18 protein-coding genes, 1 tRNA gene and 1 other RNA gene are annotated in these 16,300 nt (G+C 72.0%); 8 read left to right on the top strand and 12 right to left on the bottom strand.

Annotated features, from left to right (window positions below; translation table 11 throughout):
* Positions 1-61 precede the first annotated feature (61 nt).
* The 3 genes from ftsE (at position 62) to smpB (ending at position 3,047) form a co-directional block, all read left to right on the top strand.
* Positions 62-1,537, top strand: coding sequence for a cell division ATP-binding protein FtsE (gene ftsE, locus ACIQH8_RS13150; protein ID WP_400999311.1), 1,476 nt, complete (start codon positions 62-64; stop codon positions 1,535-1,537).
* Complete coding sequence (ftsX, locus tag ACIQH8_RS13145) at positions 1,534-2,445, top strand: permease-like cell division protein FtsX (protein WP_400999309.1); 912 nt, start codon at positions 1,534-1,536, stop codon at positions 2,443-2,445. The genes ftsE and ftsX overlap by 4 nt, the downstream gene beginning before the upstream one ends.
* Positions 2,446-2,570: 125 nt before the next feature.
* Positions 2,571-3,047 carry an SsrA-binding protein SmpB gene (smpB, locus tag ACIQH8_RS13140; protein WP_204394997.1) on the top strand — a complete coding sequence of 159 codons (477 nt, stop codon included), beginning with the start codon at positions 2,571-2,573 and terminating at the stop codon, positions 3,045-3,047.
* 15 nt (positions 3,048-3,062) lie between these two features.
* Here smpB and ACIQH8_RS13135 read toward each other — a convergent pair whose 3' ends face one another.
* Together ACIQH8_RS13135 and ACIQH8_RS13130 are read right to left on the bottom strand one after the other, a co-directional pair.
* The gene (locus tag ACIQH8_RS13135) at positions 3,063-3,389 is read right to left on the bottom strand and encodes a transcriptional regulator (RefSeq protein WP_400999307.1); all 327 of its coding nucleotides are present in this window, start codon (positions 3,387-3,389) and stop codon (positions 3,063-3,065) included.
* Complete coding sequence (locus ACIQH8_RS13130; protein WP_400999305.1) at positions 3,382-3,840, bottom strand: hypothetical protein; 459 nt, start codon at positions 3,838-3,840, stop codon at positions 3,382-3,384. Before ACIQH8_RS13130 ends, ACIQH8_RS13135 begins: the two co-directional genes overlap by 8 nt.
* An 81-nt stretch (positions 3,841-3,921) precedes the next feature.
* Between ACIQH8_RS13130 and ACIQH8_RS13125 the strand changes: the two genes are divergently transcribed.
* Positions 3,922-4,659 (top strand): tyrosine-protein phosphatase, encoded by a 738-nt coding sequence (locus ACIQH8_RS13125; protein ID WP_400999303.1) that lies wholly within the window; start codon positions 3,922-3,924, stop codon positions 4,657-4,659.
* 41 nt (positions 4,660-4,700) lie between these two features.
* Here the strand turns inward: ACIQH8_RS13125 and ACIQH8_RS13120 are convergent, their stop codons facing one another.
* Together ACIQH8_RS13120 and ACIQH8_RS13115 are read right to left on the bottom strand one after the other, a co-directional pair.
* Positions 4,701-5,363, bottom strand: a complete 663-nt coding sequence (locus ACIQH8_RS13120) for an SIMPL domain-containing protein (protein WP_400999301.1) — start codon at positions 5,361-5,363, stop codon at positions 4,701-4,703.
* A 121-nt stretch (positions 5,364-5,484) separates the two neighbouring features.
* Positions 5,485-6,039 (bottom strand): glycosyltransferase, encoded by a 555-nt coding sequence (locus ACIQH8_RS13115; RefSeq protein ID WP_400999299.1) that lies wholly within the window; start codon positions 6,037-6,039, stop codon positions 5,485-5,487.
* On the opposite strand from ACIQH8_RS13115, the gene ACIQH8_RS13110 reads away from it, so the two are divergent.
* The gene (locus ACIQH8_RS13110; protein ID WP_400999297.1) at positions 6,017-6,862 is read left to right on the top strand and encodes a hypothetical protein; all 846 of its coding nucleotides are present in this window, start codon (positions 6,017-6,019) and stop codon (positions 6,860-6,862) included. The two genes, ACIQH8_RS13115 and ACIQH8_RS13110, sit on opposite strands and share 23 nt — an antisense overlap.
* Here ACIQH8_RS13110 and ACIQH8_RS13105 read toward each other — a convergent pair.
* On the bottom strand, positions 6,845-9,040 hold the full coding sequence (locus ACIQH8_RS13105) for a glycoside hydrolase domain-containing protein (RefSeq protein WP_400999295.1): 2,196 nt from the start codon (positions 9,038-9,040) through the stop codon (positions 6,845-6,847). The genes ACIQH8_RS13110 and ACIQH8_RS13105 overlap by 18 nt on opposite strands.
* Before the next feature lie 226 nt (positions 9,041-9,266).
* Here ACIQH8_RS13105 and ssrA point away from each other — a divergent pair.
* Positions 9,267-9,634: a transfer-messenger RNA gene (gene ssrA / locus ACIQH8_RS13100) on the top strand.
* Positions 9,635-9,730: 96 nt separating this feature from the next.
* Here ssrA and ACIQH8_RS13095 read toward each other — a convergent pair.
* From ACIQH8_RS13095 to ACIQH8_RS13085, 3 genes are all read right to left on the bottom strand, one after another.
* Positions 9,731-9,988 carry a hypothetical protein gene (locus tag ACIQH8_RS13095; RefSeq protein ID WP_400999293.1) on the bottom strand — a complete coding sequence of 86 codons (258 nt, stop codon included), beginning with the start codon at positions 9,986-9,988 and terminating at the stop codon, positions 9,731-9,733.
* 86 nt (positions 9,989-10,074) lie between these two features.
* Positions 10,075-11,010 carry an LLM class F420-dependent oxidoreductase gene (locus tag ACIQH8_RS13090; protein WP_400999291.1) on the bottom strand — a complete coding sequence of 312 codons (936 nt, stop codon included), beginning with the start codon at positions 11,008-11,010 and terminating at the stop codon, positions 10,075-10,077.
* The gene (locus tag ACIQH8_RS13085) at positions 11,007-11,795 is read right to left on the bottom strand and encodes an inositol monophosphatase family protein (RefSeq protein ID WP_400999289.1); all 789 of its coding nucleotides are present in this window, start codon (positions 11,793-11,795) and stop codon (positions 11,007-11,009) included. Before ACIQH8_RS13085 ends, ACIQH8_RS13090 begins: the two co-directional genes overlap by 4 nt.
* Positions 11,796-11,936: 141 nt before the next feature.
* Between ACIQH8_RS13085 and ACIQH8_RS13080 the strand changes: the two genes are divergently transcribed.
* Positions 11,937-12,012 (top strand) — tRNA-Lys (locus ACIQH8_RS13080).
* An 81-nt stretch (positions 12,013-12,093) separates the two neighbouring features.
* Here ACIQH8_RS13080 and ACIQH8_RS13075 read toward each other — a convergent pair.
* The 3 genes from ACIQH8_RS13075 to ACIQH8_RS13065 form a co-directional block, all read right to left on the bottom strand.
* A complete protein-coding gene (locus ACIQH8_RS13075) occupies positions 12,094-12,855 on the bottom strand; it encodes an SDR family NAD(P)-dependent oxidoreductase (RefSeq protein WP_400999287.1) in 762 nt (253 codons plus the stop codon).
* 8 nt (positions 12,856-12,863) lie between these two features.
* Positions 12,864-13,460, bottom strand: coding sequence for a VOC family protein (locus ACIQH8_RS13070; RefSeq protein ID WP_400999285.1), 597 nt, complete (start codon positions 13,458-13,460; stop codon positions 12,864-12,866).
* Between the two features lie 164 nt (positions 13,461-13,624).
* The gene (locus ACIQH8_RS13065; protein WP_400999283.1) at positions 13,625-14,410 is read right to left on the bottom strand and encodes a metal-dependent hydrolase; all 786 of its coding nucleotides are present in this window, start codon (positions 14,408-14,410) and stop codon (positions 13,625-13,627) included.
* Positions 14,411-14,648: 238 nt separating this feature from the next.
* Here ACIQH8_RS13065 and gnd point away from each other — a divergent pair, with 238 nt between their 5' ends.
* A complete protein-coding gene (gene gnd, locus ACIQH8_RS13060; protein WP_400999281.1) occupies positions 14,649-15,701 on the top strand; it encodes a phosphogluconate dehydrogenase (NAD(+)-dependent, decarboxylating) in 1,053 nt (350 codons plus the stop codon).
* Here gnd and ACIQH8_RS13055 read toward each other — a convergent pair.
* The gene (locus tag ACIQH8_RS13055; RefSeq protein ID WP_400999279.1) at positions 15,698-16,291 is read right to left on the bottom strand and encodes an energy-coupling factor transporter transmembrane component T family protein; all 594 of its coding nucleotides are present in this window, start codon (positions 16,289-16,291) and stop codon (positions 15,698-15,700) included. The genes gnd and ACIQH8_RS13055 overlap by 4 nt on opposite strands.
* Positions 16,292-16,300 lie beyond the last annotated feature (9 nt).

Here is a 16,300-nt window from a genome sequence, read left to right as displayed (position 1 = left end):
GCGGCGCGATTTCCGGTGTCGCTGCCCCGAATCACCCGGGCAGCGCCTACGCTCGAACGCGATGATCCGCTTCGACTCCGTCACCAAGTCCTACCCGGGGCAGACCCGACCCGCCCTCGACGACATCACGGTCGAGATCCTGCGCGGCGAGTTCGTCTTCCTCGTCGGCGCCTCGGGGTCCGGCAAGTCGAGCTTCCTCCGCCTGATCCTCAAGGAGGACCGGCCGACGGCGGGTCGCATCCACGTGCTCGGCCAGGACCTCCGTTCGATCTCGACGCGCAAGGTCCCGTACTTCCGCCGCAACCTCGGTGTGGTGTTCCAGGACTTCCGGCTGCTGTCGAACAAGAACGTCTTCGAGAACGTCGCATTCGCGCTGCGGGTCATCGGCAAGTCGCGCGGTTTCGTCCAGTCGGCGGTGCCCGAGACGCTGAAGCTCGTGGGCCTCGACGGCAAGGGCAAGCGGATGCCGCATGAGCTCTCCGGCGGCGAGCAGCAGCGCGTCGCGATCGCACGCGCCATCGTGAACAAGCCGCAGATCCTGCTCGCCGACGAGCCGACCGGCAACCTCGACCCCGTGACGAGCGCCGGCATCATGACCCTCCTCGAGCGGATCAACGCGAGCGGCACCACCGTCGTCATGGCCACGCACGAGGCGGGCATCGTCGACCAGATGCAGCGCCGCGTCATCGAGCTGAGCTCTGGCGAGGTGGTGCGCGACGAGCGCAGCGCGGGCTACGCGGTCGGCGGCACGCTCGCGCCGCCCGTCACGTCGGTCGTCGGCGCGATCCCCGCGGGCGATGCGGTACCGGCGGACCGGGCCGCCGTCGCGCTCGCCGCGGTCGAGGCGGAGACGGGCGCCGACGCCGTCGGCGTCGAGGCGGCCCATGCCGCGGCCGAGGCCGCCACCGCGTCCGCCGGCGGGTCCGCGGTCGCCGATGACACCGCAGACGCGCTCGTGGCGTCGATCCGGGCCGAGGAGGCCGCGCACTCGGGCGAGCATGCCGGCGACCGTCCCGACGCGCCCGACACGTCCGAGCCGGCGGAAGCCGCGGCATCCACCGGCGGGACCGCCCCGTCGAAGACCACGCGCACCCCGGCGCGGAAGAAGCGCACGTCGAAGGCCGTCGAGGCGGCGGCGGCAGAGGACGCCGCCGTCGCGGCATCCGTCGACACCCCGATGGACACCGGCACCGTCGGCGTGGCCGCACCCAAGGTCACCCGGAAGGTCATGCAGGAGGCTCCGCCGCTCTACGTCGAGCCGGAGGAGCGCGACGCGGTCACCGACGAGGCCGCCGAGATCACGGCGGCCGCGACGATGCCGATCGAGCCGCTGACGACCGAGGCCCGGACCGGCGACGGAGGGTCGGACGGCGACGCCGACGGCGACGGCGACGGGCGCGACGGTCCGCCCGGCAGGCCGGCGGCACCCGCGGGTGCCAGGTCCGCGCACCTCACGCTCGCCGAGCGCCTCGGCCTGCGCAGCCCCGCCGGCCCGCGCGCCGGCGACGACGACCAGGAAGTGGGGCCGGTGAAGTGAGGTTCGGTCTCGTACTCGCCGAGGCGGCGAACGGCCTGCGCCGAAACGCCACCATGGTCATCTCCGTCGTGCTCGTCACGTTCGTCTCGCTCACGTTCGTCGGCACGGCGGCGCTGCTGCAATTGCAGATCGCGCAGATGCGCGGCTACTGGTACGACCGCGCCCAGGTCGCGGTGTACCTCTGCACCGCGGTCTCCACGACCGAGGGATGCCTCGACGGCGAGGCGACGCCCGAGCAGAAGGAGGCCGTCGAGGCCCAGTTGCGCGGCGACACGCTCGCGCCGTTCATCGACGAGTACTACTTCGAGGACCGCGACCAGGCGTATGCGAACTTCCAGGAGCAGTTCGCCGGGACGCCGGCCGCCGACTACGTCACGCCCGACGTGCTGAACGAGACCTTCTGGGTCAACCTCACCGACCCGTCGCAGTCGGCGGTGCTCGTCGAGAGCCTGGCGGGCCTCTCGGGCGTCGAGCAGGTCGTCGACCAACGCCGGTACCTCGACCAGATCTTCGACGTGCTGAACGCCGGGAGCTACACGGCGATCGCGGTCGCCGCGGTCATGCTCGTGGCCGCAGCCCTGCTGATCGCCACCACGATCCGGCTCTCGGCGTTCTCGCGCCGCAAGGAGCTCGGCATCATGCGGCTCGTCGGCGCGTCGAATCGCTTCATCCAGACGCCGTTCGTGCTCGAGGGCATCTTCGCGGGGCTGCTGGGGTCGCTGCTCGCGGGCGGTGCCGTCGTCGCGATCGTCTACTTCTTCGTGCAGGGCTACCTCGCCGACTCGCTGTCGTTCACCTTCGTCGGCCTCGACGATGCGCTCCTCGTCGTGCCGCTGCTCGTCGCCGTCGGGGTGCTGCTCGCGGCGGTCTCGGCGGCGATCGCGATCCGGCGCTACCTGCGCGTCTGAGTCGGCGAGCGGGGCGCGCCGTTCCGAAGCCGGCGTCGCGGGCGACGGATGCCGCGACCGCCGCTAGACTGAAGGGCTTGCCGGCGCTCGCCGGCGGCATCCGTCATCGAAGCGAGGAGTGGACCGTGCCCAGGGAACGCGGTGAGAAGGTCGTGGCGACCAACCGCAAGGCGCGCCACGACTACCTGATCGAGGACACCTACGAGGCCGGCATCGTGCTCTCGGGGACCGAGGTGAAGTCGCTCCGGCAGGGCCGGGCGTCCCTCGTCGACGGGTACGCGTTCATCGACGGCGGCGAGATCTGGCTCGACGCCGTGCACATCCCCGAGTACACCGAGGGCACGTGGAACAACCACGCGCCGCGGCGCAAGCGCAAGCTCCTGATGCACAAGCAGGAGATCGTGAAGATCAGCCACAAGACGAAGGAGGGCGGCTACACGCTCATCCCGCTGTCGCTGTACTTCAAGGACGGCCGTGCCAAGGTCGAGCTCGCAGTCGCGAAGGGCAAGCGCGAGTACGACAAGCGGCAGGCCCTGCGCGAGCGGCAGGACAAGCGCGAGGCCGATCGCGCCATGGCCAGCCGCCGGCACCTGGGGGAGTAGGCGGGCGGTCGGCGTTCAGCCCGCGATCTCGCGGAGCGCCTCGAGATGGGCGGCGAAGGCGGCCCGGCCCCGTTTCGTCATCGACAGCCACGTGCGCGGGTACTTGCCGACGAAGCCCTTGCGGACGGAGACGTAGCCCGCCGCCTCGAGCGCGGAGGACTGCTTGCTGAGCGTCGAGTCGCTGAGTTCGACCGCGTCGCGGACGAACGCGAACTCGGCTTCGTCGGCGGCAGCGAGCAGTGCCGCGATCGAGAACGGCACGGGTCGCTGGAGGATCGGGTCCAGACGATGGCGTGGGTGGCCGCCATCCGCCGCGTCGGCGCCGGCCGCCGGGTCAGCCACGGACGACCACCAGTTCGCGCAGCGAGCCGACCAGCGGCGGCGTCGCCGTGACGATGGCGGCGATGGCGAAGTAGGCGGGCGACGCCGGGAAGACCAGCAGTCCGAGCGTCAACCCGACCGCGAAGGCCGCGCCCCAACCCGCGACGGCGATGCCGAACCGGCGGGTGAAGCCGAGGCTCGCCGCACGCATGCCCCGGAGGTGGACGACGGTGAGCGCGCCGAGCACGGCCGCGAACGCCAGCGAGGTGCCGAGGATCTGGGCTTCGTCGGTGCGGTCGAACCACCCGAGGGTGAAGAGGTACAACGCGGATGCCGCCGCGAGGCCGGTCAGCCACGCCGAGGCGGAGGCCGAGCCCTCGACCGAGACGCGGCGGCCAGCGGCGGCCGCCTCGCGCAGCTGCGCGGCGGCGGTGGAAGGGTCGGGGGCGTCGTGCGCGGTGGAGTCGTCCATTCGGCGAACCTAGCAACTGGTTGCCAGTGATGCAAGTAGTTTCCCAGTCTCGATCCCAGCGCTGCGGGGTAGGCTCCGCCCGTGGAGATCTCGACGCGCATCCCGGTGCCGGGCACGTACAACTTCCGCGACGTCGGCGGCTTGCCCGCCCGCAGCGGCACGGTCCGCCACGGACGTCTGTTCCGCTCCGACGGGCTGCACCGGCTCGGCGACGACGGCCGGGATGCGCTCCGCCGGCTCGAGGTGGGCGTGATCGTCGACCTCCGCGACGACAACGAGGCACGCGCCATGCCCGACGACCTCGTCGGGCTCGACGTCGAGGTGCTCCGGCTGCCGGTCTTCGAGGGTTCGGGCGCGTCGCAGGGCGGGCGCGGCATCTCGCTCGAAGCGCTCTACCAGCGCATCGTGACGAAGCACTCGGCCGTGGTCGTCGAGGCGCTGCGCGAGATCTCGACCGCCGGCGATCGCGCGGTCGTGGTGCACTGCACCGCGGGCAAGGACCGCACCGGCATCGTCGTCGCGCTCGCCCTGCTCGCGGCCGGTGTCGACCGCGAGGCCGTGATCGTCGACTACGCCCTCACCGAGGGGCACCTGGCGGGCGAATGGCTCGAGGACATGGTCCGGCTCATCGGCACCTACGGCGTGCCGGACACCCCCGAGCTCCGCGTGCTCATGGGCGGCAGCCCGCGCGAGGCGCTCGAGTCGGCCCTCGACGAGGTCGAGCGGCGCCACGGAACCGTGCGCGAGTACCTCATCGCCTCCGGTCTCGCGCGCGATGAACTCGCCGCGCTGGAGAGGTGGCTGATCGCGCGCGACTGAGCGCGGGTGCTCCGCGTGCGGCCTCAGCCCGCCGTGCGGCCTCAGCCCGCCGTGAACCGTGCGTCGACGGAGGCCTCGATCACGAGCTTCGCGGGCGCGAACTCGGGTGCCGGCGACCCGCCGGCGGCATCCATCGCCATCGCCCGCATCGCGACGGCCTTGTGCGCGCGGGGGATCGGCTGCGCCTGGAGCATGCCGTGGTCGGCGAGCTCGACCGGCGTCGGAGTGCCGAGCCCGAGCGCCTCCGCGTAGACCGACGCCTTCCGGACCGCATCGGCGACGGCGGCCCGCTGCGCCGCTTCCTGCATACGCGAGCGCGTGGCATCCGTCAGCCGCCAGTCGACCCCGTTCACGGTCACGTCGGGTGCTGAGGAGGTCGGGCCGACCCACGCGCCGAGCGCGTCGAGGTCGCGGAAGACGACCTCGAGGTCGGCGGATGCCTCGTGCACGAGCGGGAGCTGCCGGCCCTCGGCATTCCACGGGCGGTGCGACCACACCCGCAACTGACCGGCCGACCAGGACTCGAGTGCCCCGGCCGCGTCGAGCTCGCGGATCTCGGCGAGCAGGCGCTCGTGCGCCTCGCCGACGCCCCCGAGTACGCGGTCGCGCACCGGACCGTTCGAGGCGACGGCCAGCGACACGGCCCCGAGCTCGGGTTCGACGCGCTCCTCGGCGCGACCGGTGACGGCGATCGTGGTCGACATGCGGGACCTCCCGGCGGTTCGGTCGGCCGCGCCCCGGCGCGGCCGACCTCAGCATACGTCCGCCCCTCCGTCCGGCGCGGGAGCCCGGTGGCCGGCAGGTCCGCAGGCCCCCGCGCCGCCCTCAGGCGATCGCGCGCTCGGGCAGCACCCCCACCCCGTCGAAGAGCCGGTCGAACACCACGCCGCGGTCGAACTGCAGCGCGTACGCCCGTGCCCGCTCGGCGCGACGTGCGCGCTCGTCGGGCGACAGCGCGAGTGCGCGGTCGACGGCCACGGCGATGGCGTCGGGGTCGTCGACCGGCACGATGATCGCGTGCTCGCCCACCGCCTCGCCGATGCCGCCGGTGTCGGTCGTGATGACCGTGCCGCCGCCCGCGAGCATCTGCTCGGCGAGGGCGATGCCGAACGTCTCGACGAACTCGGGTCGAGGCTTGCTCGGCAGCACGTAGGTCGCGCACCCGGCCATCAGGTAGGGCTTCTCCGCGTCGTCGACGTCGTCGAGGAACACGATCCGGTCCGCGACGGGCGACGCGGCGGCCCGCGCACGGAACTTCCCGGCCGCCGGTCCGCGTCCGGCGATGACGAGCTGCAGCCGGTCGTTCGCCGGCGTCCGCTCGAAGCCCGCGATGAGGTCGTCGACACCTTTCGCCTCGGTGAGCCGGGAGAGGAACAGCACGTACCCGTCGGGCTCGAGCCCGCGCGCGGCGAGGACGCCGAACGATCGCCGGGTCGAGGTCGAGGTACTGCGACGTGTCGATCGCGGGGTACGAGATGCGGATCCGATCGCGACACTGCTCGGCGAAGCGGGTGCCGTGGAAGGCGTCGATCTCGGATGCCGCGGCGATGATGAGCTCGCGCGTGTACTCCGACACCGCGACGCAGTGGTCCTGCGCCAGGTAGCTCGAGAGGATGTGCGCGGCCGCGCCGAACCGCCCCTCCTCGACGCACGAGCGCACGACGTTCGTGACATCCGACCCCACGGCCTCGGCGATCGTCGTGACGTTCACGGGCAGGCCCGTGCTCCACGCCGCGCGCACGGCGTCGGTCACGGCGACGGTGTGCGGGCTGAGGTAGAGCGACAGGCACACCGTCGGCACGCCGTCGGTGAAGAGCTCGACGAGGCGACCGGTGATGCCCGCGAGGTACCGGCCGTCGGGCACCTTGTAGTCGCCCACGGGCTCCGGACGTTCGACGATGATGCCCGGACTGTACGGCAGCATCCGATCGAGCGGTTTCAGCGGCAGGCCCGCCGCCTCGAGTCGATCGATCGGCCAGGTCACGATGCGCACCTCGTCGAAGCCGCGCTGCAGCGCGGCCTCGGCGAGGTTGCGTCCCTCGACCGAGTGACCGCAGATCACCGGGTCGGCGCGGTTGACGATGACGAGGCGGTTGCGGGGCGGAGCGTTCATGGCTCCTCCTTTCCTGTGGGGCGCGAGGTGCGCGTCCTGATCGGGCAGGTCTGGTGGTCGGATGCCGCGGGGTCAGCGTTCCGGCGATGAGGGCGGGCGCGACATCCGCCCCCATTCGCCCGGTTCGGGACCGAGGCGCAGCAGCAGGCTGCCGCCGCGATGGAGTTCGTCGCCGCGGAGCCAGGTGCGTTCGAGCGGGTCGCCGTTGAGCTCGGCCGACTGCACGTACTGCGCGGGGCCGTCGCGGCGCGGCTCGACGAACCCGGTGGTCTCGATGCGGAACGCGTCGCCGCCGACGCGCAGCTCGGATTCGGCGAAGGCCGGGGCGTTGACGAGGAACAGGTTCTGCCCGGCGACCGGGAACAGGCCGAGGCTCGCCCAGACGTACCAGGAGCTGATGCCGCCGGAGTCGTCGTTGCCGGGCAGCCCGCCCCGGCCGGTGCCGAACTGCTGCTGCACGGCCGCGTGGACGATCTCGGCCGTCCGGTCGGGGCGCCCGGCGTAGTGGTACGCCCAGGGAGCCTCCATGTCGGGCTCGTTGTTGAGGCCCTCGAAGCGGCCGAGCGCGTAGCCGGCGGCGAGCTCCTCGAGGCCGGGCGCGACCCCCGGCTGCCGCACCGGCTCCGCGCCGAACCCGAAGAACGCGTCGAGCGCGGCGACGAAGCCGTCGTCGCCCCCGGAGAGCTCGATGCGGCGGCGCATGTCGTGCACCAGCCGGAACGAGTAGTTGTGGCGGCTGCCCTCGTAGAACGTCGAGTCGTGCAGGAGCCCGGTCTGCTCGTCGAACGCGTTGATCCAGCGCGTCGCGAGTGCGGTGAACTCCTCGGCGAGTGCGCGGTCGCCCACGCGTGCCGCGACCTTCGCGGTGCACCAGTACCCGTAGGCGAGATCGAGCGTGTGGCTGATCGGGTGGGCGTGGCCGCGGAGCAGGAAGTCCTCGCCGTAGGTGCGGCGGAGGTCGGCGTGCATGTGCACGAGGGCCCACTCCCAGTCGATGCCGGGCAGCCCGAGCTGGCAGAGGTCGGCGAGGAACGTCTGCGCGAGCGCGCTGCCCTGGCGCGAGAACCGGTCGCTGCCGCGCGCCATCCGGTACCCGATCGGGAAGTTGCCCTCCTCCTCGCAGATGGTGAGCAGGGCGTTCGCGAGCTCGACCGCCCGCTCGGGGAACAGCGTCGTGATGAGCGGCAGCTGCGTGCGGTAGATGTCCCACATCGTGCAGAGGTCGAACACGAACGGGCCCTCGGTCGGCCAGAACGGGCTCTCCTCGGGCGCGAGGCAGGGCTTGATCAGCGAGTGGTACAGCGCCGTCGAGAAGATGGTCTGGCGCTCGGTCGACGGCGTGTCGACCGTGATCGCCTTCAGGTGCCTGCGCCACGCCTTCTTCGTCCGGTCGCGCCGGTGCGGGAACCGCGCGGGACCGGTGTCCTCGTCGGCGCGGAGGTTCGCGCGCGCCTGCTCGACCCCGCGGAGCGAGAAGCCGATGCGCACCTCGATGCTCTGCCCGGGTTCGCTCGGGCCCGCCCACATGAGCCCGAAGGGGCGCAGCGTGGTGGGCCGGATGTGGTCGAATGCGAGCCTCGTGCCGCCCGGCATCAGGCGCCGGTCGTACCAGAGCATCTGCCGCCAGGTGTGCGCGTCGCACTCGATGTACACGGACAGCGGCGCGCCCTCGACGACGATCTCGCCCTGTGCGATGCCCGGCGCGACCTGCTCGAGCTTCGCCCGGAGCGGGATCGTCTCGCCGTGCGGGATCGAGAGGCCGCCCAGCGAGAAGTCGATCACGATGCGCGCGTTCGGGTTCCGCGGGAACGTGTAGCGGTGCACGGCCGACTTCGGCCCGACGGTGAGCTCGGCGCGGATGCCGGAGTCGAGCGTCGCCGCGTAGTACCCGGGCTCCGCGGCCTCCTCGAGGAGCTCCCAGGTGCGACCGAGCACGTCGAGCGGTTCGAGCATCGGCGTGACGCGGAAGTAGTTGTAGTACTTGCGGATCGCACCCGTGCCCGACTGCTGGAAGTGCGTGAAGCCGGAGGCCACGCCGCCCTCGTGGATCATCGGCGGCACGCCCTCGGTCGCGAGGTCGTAGCGTCCGTATCCGGTCGGGTACGCGCCCGAGTACGCGCATGCCGAGACCATCCCGAGCGGGAAGGTCGCGCCGGGGTGCGTGTTGCCGACCTGCGGCTTCGGCCACCACCACGTCGCGGCCAGCCCGGTCCGCGGGGGCAGGTCGACGGCCTCGGTGCCGATGAACGGGTCGACCCGCGCGATCATGCGGCTCCCGCGCCGGTCTCGGAACGTTCCATGCCGGGACGCTACGGGCTGGCGGCGCCCCGCGGGTTACAGCCACATGAACGATTCCGGCGCGGCATCCGGAATGCCCTCCCGGGTGGACCTGTTGTATCCTGTAGGGCCGCGCTCCCTTCCGGGTTCGCGGTTGGCAACTCCACAGCGTGCGATGACGACCCGCGACCCGACCGACGTCGGGGCCGCGTCTCATGGGGATGATCGGTTTCGACATCGCCTGCGAGACCGCGTGAAGCGGGCCGAGGATGCAGGGTTATCTCGTGAACGCTCCCTGCGAAACAATAACTGCCAATAAGTCGCAGAACGACTACGCCCTCGCTGCCTAAGCGAGTCCGTTAGTCCGTCAGCCCGGGTTCGTTCCCGCCCCGGTCGCTGGCGTCATCTAGGGAACTCGCTGTGCGACGTCGCCTGAGCGTCGTACGGGACTTCTTCAGGCTGGGCCCGTCGACCTGGCTGCCTGTGGCAAGGGTCGGGGCCGAGCAGAACGCTTCACAGGATGCGCCCGGAGAAACCGTGGAATCCCAGCGATGGACGGGGGTTCAATTCCCCCCATCTCCACCACCGGTCGTCATCGCACGCTGCGCACGCCAGTCGAAGGCCGCCTCCGGGCGGCCTTCGCCGTGTCGTCCCGTCGGATCGCCGCCGGTCGGTGCCTCGTCAGCGGTCGCGCGAGGCGTTCACGTGCCCGAGCGCGGCGATGCGGCGGATCCACGAGCCGCGCGACGGCTCCTCGGAGTCGCGCGCATCGCTGCCGGCGGCGGCCGCCGTGTCGTCCGCATCGTCGGACGTGGCGAGCGCGGCCGCCTCGGCCTCCCGCTCGGCCTTCCAGATCAGGTACGCGGCGTACGGATCATCCTCAGGATCCAGCGGTTGCTGGTCGACAATCTCGTGTCGTCGGCGTGCGATCAGCCGCATCTCATTCCCCCTCGAGCCCCCCGGCCCTCAGGACAAGGGTACGCGACGCGGCCGACGTTCAATGACCGATGGCGAGGAAACCTCGATCATCGGACGTGCGGAAGCACCTCTGCGGCGATGAGCTCGACGTGGTCGAGGTCGCGCAGGTCGACCAGTTGGAGGTACACGCGGTGGGCACCGAGGTCGACGAGCCTGCGGATCTTCTCGACCGCGGCCTCGGGCGTGCCGGCGATGTTGACCTCGCCGAAGGTGTCGGGGTCGGCGTGGATCGCACCGAGCCGCGCGAGGTAGGACGCGTCATCCGACGCCACCGCCGTGGGCAGCGCGACGCTCAGGCGCATCGTGTCGGGGTCGCGGTCGATCGCCTCGCAGGCCGCCCGCACGCGAGCGAAGGATGCCGCGATCTCGTCCTCGTCGGAGAAGCCGCGGTTGAACTCGGTGGCGAACCGCGCCGCGAGCGCGGGCAGCCGCGTGCGCCCGCCGCCGCCCATGATCAGCGGGACGGGCGACTGCACCGGTTTCGGCAGTGCCGGCGCGTCGGACAGCTCGTAGTGCCGGCCGGCGAATGAGAACCGGCGGCCCACCGGGGTCTGCCAGAGGCCGGTGACGATCTGCAACTGCTCGTCGAGGAGGTCGAATCGCCGGTCGGGGAAGGGGATGCCGTACGCGGCGTGCTCGGCCCCGAACCATCCGGCCCCGAGGCCCAGCTCGACGCGGCCGCCCGACATGTCGTCGACCTGCGCGACCTGGATCGCGAGGAGCCCGGGGTGCCGGAACGTCACGGGGGAGACGAGGGTGCCGAGCCGGATGCGCTCGGTCTCGCGGGCGATTCCGGCGAGCGTCGTCCACGCGTCGGTCGGCCCGGGCATCGGGTCGCCCGCGCCCATGTGCAGGAGGTGATCGCTGCGGAACCAGCCGTCGAAGCCGAGACGCTCCGACTCCTGCGCCTGGGCGAGCTGCTCGTCGTAGCTCGCGCCCTGCTGCGGTTCGGTGAAGATGCAGACCTCGAGCTCGCGGCTCACTTCAACGCCTCGAGCACCGCGTCGTGCAGCAGCCCATTCGTCGCGAGCGCACTGCCGTTGCCGACGCCTGCCTCGCCCGTGACCGACGTGAACCGGCCGCCGGCGCCCTCCACGATCGGGATGAGCGCCGCGAGATCCCATGCCTTCACGTCGAACTCGCCGACGATGTCGACCAGGCCCTCGGCGAGCAGGCAGTACGACCACAGGTCGCCGTATGCGCGGTCGCGCCACACGCGCTCGCCGAGCGCGAGCAGGCGCCCGAGGTAGCCGGCCTCGCGCCACTGCGCGATGCTCTGGAAGCTGAGGGATGCGTCGGCCAGGTCGGCCACGTTCGACACGCGGATGTCGCGGGGCGCCGTGCCCGCGGCATCCGTCGTCTGCGCGCCGATGCCGGGAGCACCCCACCAGCGTCGCCCGAGCGCCGGCATCGAGGCGACCCCCACGACCGGGCGGCCGTCGACCGTGAGCGCGATGAGCGCACCCCAGACGGGCACCCCTCGGAGGAAGTTGGACGTGCCGTCGATCGGGTCGATGATCCACTGCCGCGAGCCCGAGCCCTCGGTACCGTACTCCTCGCCGAGGATGCCGTCGCCCGGGCGCCGTTCGGCGAGCAGCTCGCGCACCGCGCGCTCGACGGCGAGGTCGGCCTCGGTCACGAAGGAGCGGTCGGGTTTCGTGTCGATCCTGAGGTCGACGGCCCTGAATCGGGCCATGGCGGCCGCGTCGGCGAGGTCGGCCAGTTCGAGGGCGAGGGCGAGGTCGTCGGCGTACGAGGCATCCGTCACCGCCTCAGCCTATCGACGGGCGCAGACGTCGCCCGGGCCCTCCGCCGACGGGACGCGCCCGGGAACGCGCCGATTTCGCGTTCGGGCCACGACCTGATAACTTTGTTCCTCGGTTCGGGGTTGAGAAAATCCCGCCGAAACGCACCTCTAGCTCAATCGGCAGAGCAACTGACTCTTAATCAGTGGGTTCAGGGTTCAAGTCCCTGGGGGTGCACCAGCAGGCCCCGGCGGGTGATCGCCGGGGCCTTCGTCATGCTGGGGTCGGCGTTCCCCGGGTCGGCGATCCGTCGGGTGCGGACTAGTAGTCGGAGACCGCGGTGATTCCCCCGTCGACCACGAGGTCGTGCCCTGTGACCCCCGCCGCCGCTGACGAGGCGAGGAAGACGCAGGCGTCCGCGATCTCACCGGGCAGCACGGCTCGGCCGATCGGCGCCCGACCCGACCAGCGCGCGAGTCCGTCGGGCCACGAGGTGTCGAGCCCGTCCCGCCACACGAGACCGGGCGAGACGGAGTTGACCCTGATGCCGTGCTCGGCGAGCGCGACCGCGGACGTCCGGGTGAGCGAACGCAACGCGGCCTTGCTGCTGCCGTAGGGTGCCTGGTCGGGCGTCGCCCGGTCGGCGGAGATCGAGGTCACGTTGACGACCGCCCCGCCGCCGTCGGCGATCATGGCGCGGGCGGCGTGCTTCGTGCAGAGGTAGGCCGCGACCACGTTCAGCCGGAAGCTCGCGATCCAGTCGTCGGCGCCGAGTTCCAGGAATCCGGCGACCGGGTACGCGCCGGCGTTGTTCACGAGCACCGTCGCGCGCGCGGCCGGCGAGCCGGAACGGAACATCCGCTCGAGGTCGCCCTCGTCGGACAGGTCGCACCGAACCGCGTCGGCCGCCACGCCGTGCGCCGAAGAGATCTCCGCCGCAAGGCGCTCCGCGTCGCGCTCGCGCGACCGGTGATGCAGCACGACGGCAGCGCCTCGGCGTGCGAAGCCACGGGCGATCTCCGCGCCGAGCCCGCCCGTGCTCCCCGTGACGAGGACCGTCGTGCCCTCGAAGTCGCGATCCATCGTGCGCCCTACTCGCAGCCGATCTCGTACGGTCCGGCGTCGGGATCGGTCGGCTGCCAGTCGGCGTGCACCACGCCGTCGAAGGCGGCTCCCTCGAGGCGGCAGACGTCACCCAGCGAGGTCTCGTAGAACTTCACATGCGTGTAGTCGTCGAAGAGCCGGTACACCGGGGCGCAGAACCGACTCTGGAACTGCTGACCGGTCAGCACGTCGCGGTGCCGTTCGATGAACGCCGCATGGTCGGCCCCGACGACGAACCCGACATGTTCCAGGCCCATGCGGTAGACGCGCTGGTGGAAGGGCGGAATGAGCTCGATGAGCGGGATGCCGATGCCGTCGGCGATGCCGATCGGCTCGGCGAGCAGCAGCTTGGAGATCGGGCGGCCGTTCCAGACGTTCTCGAGGTTCGCCGTCGAGTACGACTCGATCGCGTCGCGCGCCGCGACGTACTCGCGCCACGTTCGCGTGCGGATGGCGAGGTGGCTGATCCGGTACCCGTCGGCGTCGATGCCGATCGCGGCGCACTTCGCGATCTGCCGGGCCGTGAAGTCACGCGCCGCGGTGGCCAGGGACTCGCGGTCGAAGTCGCCGGTTTCCAACGTCATGCTGATCTCCTCATCGAGGTCGGGCTGTCCTCACGATAGGCCCCGAAGCTCCGAAGTTCACGCGGGTGAGCAGGCACGGCAACAGATGAGCACGCGACGCGACGGTCGGCCCGCGCGCGAGCGGCGCCGGGCGTCGAGACGATCCGGCGACCCTCCGACCGGACTCACAAGAACGAGAACGGATCGACGCCGATCAGCCGGAGCACCTCGTACGTCGAGCCGACGAAGCAGTACGTGCCGAGCAGGGCTCCGAGCATCGTCTCGCGGAGCGAACCGGTGTCGCCGAGCACCGGCAGCGCGACGTGGCCGTTCGGCAGCCACACCCGGTTCAGCACGGGAACCGGGCGCAGCGCCCGGGGCGGGCGGATCCGCCATGGCCAGATGAGCCCGGGCAGGCCGCCGGTCGTGAGGAGGTCGCCCACCAGGTGCGCCACGAAGCCGACGAGCACGGCGAGGGGGAACCAGGCGACCTGCTCCGGTGCGAACACCACGATGAAGGCCCCGAGCAGGGCGCCGACCGCCCACGCGGCAGGCCACGAGCGGACGAGGCCGCGCGCCTTCAGGCCGAACGCGGTGAGCGCGGCGGTGCCCGTCCCGGCGCCGACGGCGAGCGTGCCGAGCGGGTCGACCGGGAACGCGACGAGGGTCAGCGCCCATGCCGCGGCGAACGTCACGAGCACGCCGACCGGCGAGTGCGCACCCTGCCGATGGCCACCCGATGCCGCCCCCACCGCACCGGTCGCGACCGTGCCGAGCACGGGCACGGAGTGCGCGATGGTGGCGCTGTGGTGGTCGGCATCGGGCAGCAGCGCCGCGCCGGCGCAGACGGCGGTTCCGGCGAGCACGCCGACGGGGTCGAGGGGGTAGGCACCGGCCGTGACGATCGGCATGGTTCCGGTGATCGCGAGCCAGGCGGCGGCGCCGCTCGTGGCATGGGTGATGCCCATCATCGGGTCGGGGCTCCAGGGGTCGGGTCTGAATGCGGCCGCGGGCCGCCGGGCGAGCGTCGGGGAAGGGTCGGCGTGGTTCAGTGTGCCCGAACCCGCGGACACCCGCCCGCCCGTCAGCGGCGAGCCCCGAGCTCCAGCGCGCGACGGTGCGGCGTTCCCGTGACGGGTTCTAGACTGCGGCGTGAACGCGCCGGCCGGACCGAGCGATCCGAGTCGGCTGAGCGACGGGGGACGGCTGATGCAGATCGCGATGGTGGGACTCGGGCGGATGGGTGCGAACATCGTTCGGCGCCTCATGCGGGACGGGCACGAGTGCGTCGTCTACGACGTCGATCCGGGCGCGGTCTCCGCGCTCGAGGCCGAGGGTGCGACGGGAGCCGCGAGCATCGCCGACCTGGCGACGAAACTCGAGGCGCCGCGGACGGTCTGGCTCATGGTCCCCGCGGGCATCACCGGGAAACTGGTGGACCAGGTCGCCACGGTGCTCGAGGCCGGGGACGTGATCATCGACGGCGGGAACTCGAACTACCACGACGACGTCCGCCGCGCCGAGAAGCTCGCGCCGACCGGCATCCACTACGTCGACGCCGGGACCAGCGGCGGCGTCTTCGGCCTCGAACGCGGGTACTGCCTGATGGTCGGCGGCCCCGACGAGGCGGTCGCGCGGATCGAGCCGATCCTGCGATCGATCGCGCCCGGACCCGGTGACATCGAGCGCACGCCGGGCCGCACGGGGGAGCTGTCGCCGGAGGAGCGCGGATACCTGCACTGCGGGCCGTCCGGCTCCGGCCACTTCGTGAAGATGGTGCACAACGGCATCGAGTACGGCATCATGGCGGCGCTCGCCGAAGGGCTGAACATCCTGAAGAACGCGGACGCCGGACTGCGCCCGGAGGAGCATTCGGCCGAGATCGCGCCCCTCGAGGAGCCCCAGTTCTACCGGTTCACGATCGACACGCCTGCCGTCGCCGAACTCTGGCGGCGAGGGTCGGTGATCTCCTCCTGGCTGCTCGACCTGACCGCAGCCGCCCTGGCCGAGAACCCGACGCTCGAGGGCCTCGCCGGCCGGGTCTCGGATTCCGGGGAGGGCCGGTGGACCGTCAAGGCCGCGGTCGACGTCGGCGTGCCGGCGCCCGTGCTGGCGGCGGCCCTGTTCGAGCGATTCGCGTCGCGCGAGGACGACCGCTACGCCAACCAGCTGCTCTCGGCGATGCGGCTCCAGTTCGGCGGCCACCGGGAGCTTCCGGCCGGAGACGTGCTCGAGACGGGCGCCGAGGGGGCGGACGTCTAGTCGTCGACGCCGCGCGCCATGAGCGCCTCGCCGAGGTGGTCGGCCGTGCGGAGCGTCCGCACGATGACCGGCACCGCGAGCGCCGTGAGCGACCCCTCGGCGCCGCGCGCCGTCCGGGCGTCGAGCACCTCGCGCACGAGGTCGGCGAGCAGGGGCACGCAGCGGATGGCGAGGGCCAGCGCCAGACCGACGCGATCCGGGTCGATCCACCGCGCGAGCGGGCGCAGCAGCACCTGCATCGCATCGAGCGTCGCCGTGACCGGCGTGGTCAGCGTGTAGACGGCGGCGAGCGCGACCGCGAGCACGAGCCGTACGCCCATGGTCGCGGCGGCCTCCCACCCGGCGAAGATCCACTGGACGGGCACCGCGAACGCGAGCACCCAGAGGATCGGCGAGACCTGGCGCCAGGCGACGCGCACCGGGATCCGAGCGAGTGCGAACAGCCCCATCGTCGCCGCCGCGACGGCGCCGAGCACGGGAAGCGACGCGATGAGGGCCGTCGCGGTGACCGCGACCGCGAGCAGCCCGAGCTTGGCGAGCGCCGGCATCCGGTGCAGGACGGATGCGCCGGGGTGGAAGACGCCGATCATGACCGCATC

The sequence above is a fragment of the Agromyces sp. GXQ0307 genome, from assembly GCF_044769845.1.
GTDB lineage: Bacteria > Actinomycetota > Actinomycetes > Actinomycetales > Microbacteriaceae > Agromyces.
Note: the sequence above shows the minus strand (reverse complement) of the source record. Positions and strands in the feature narration are given on the sequence as shown.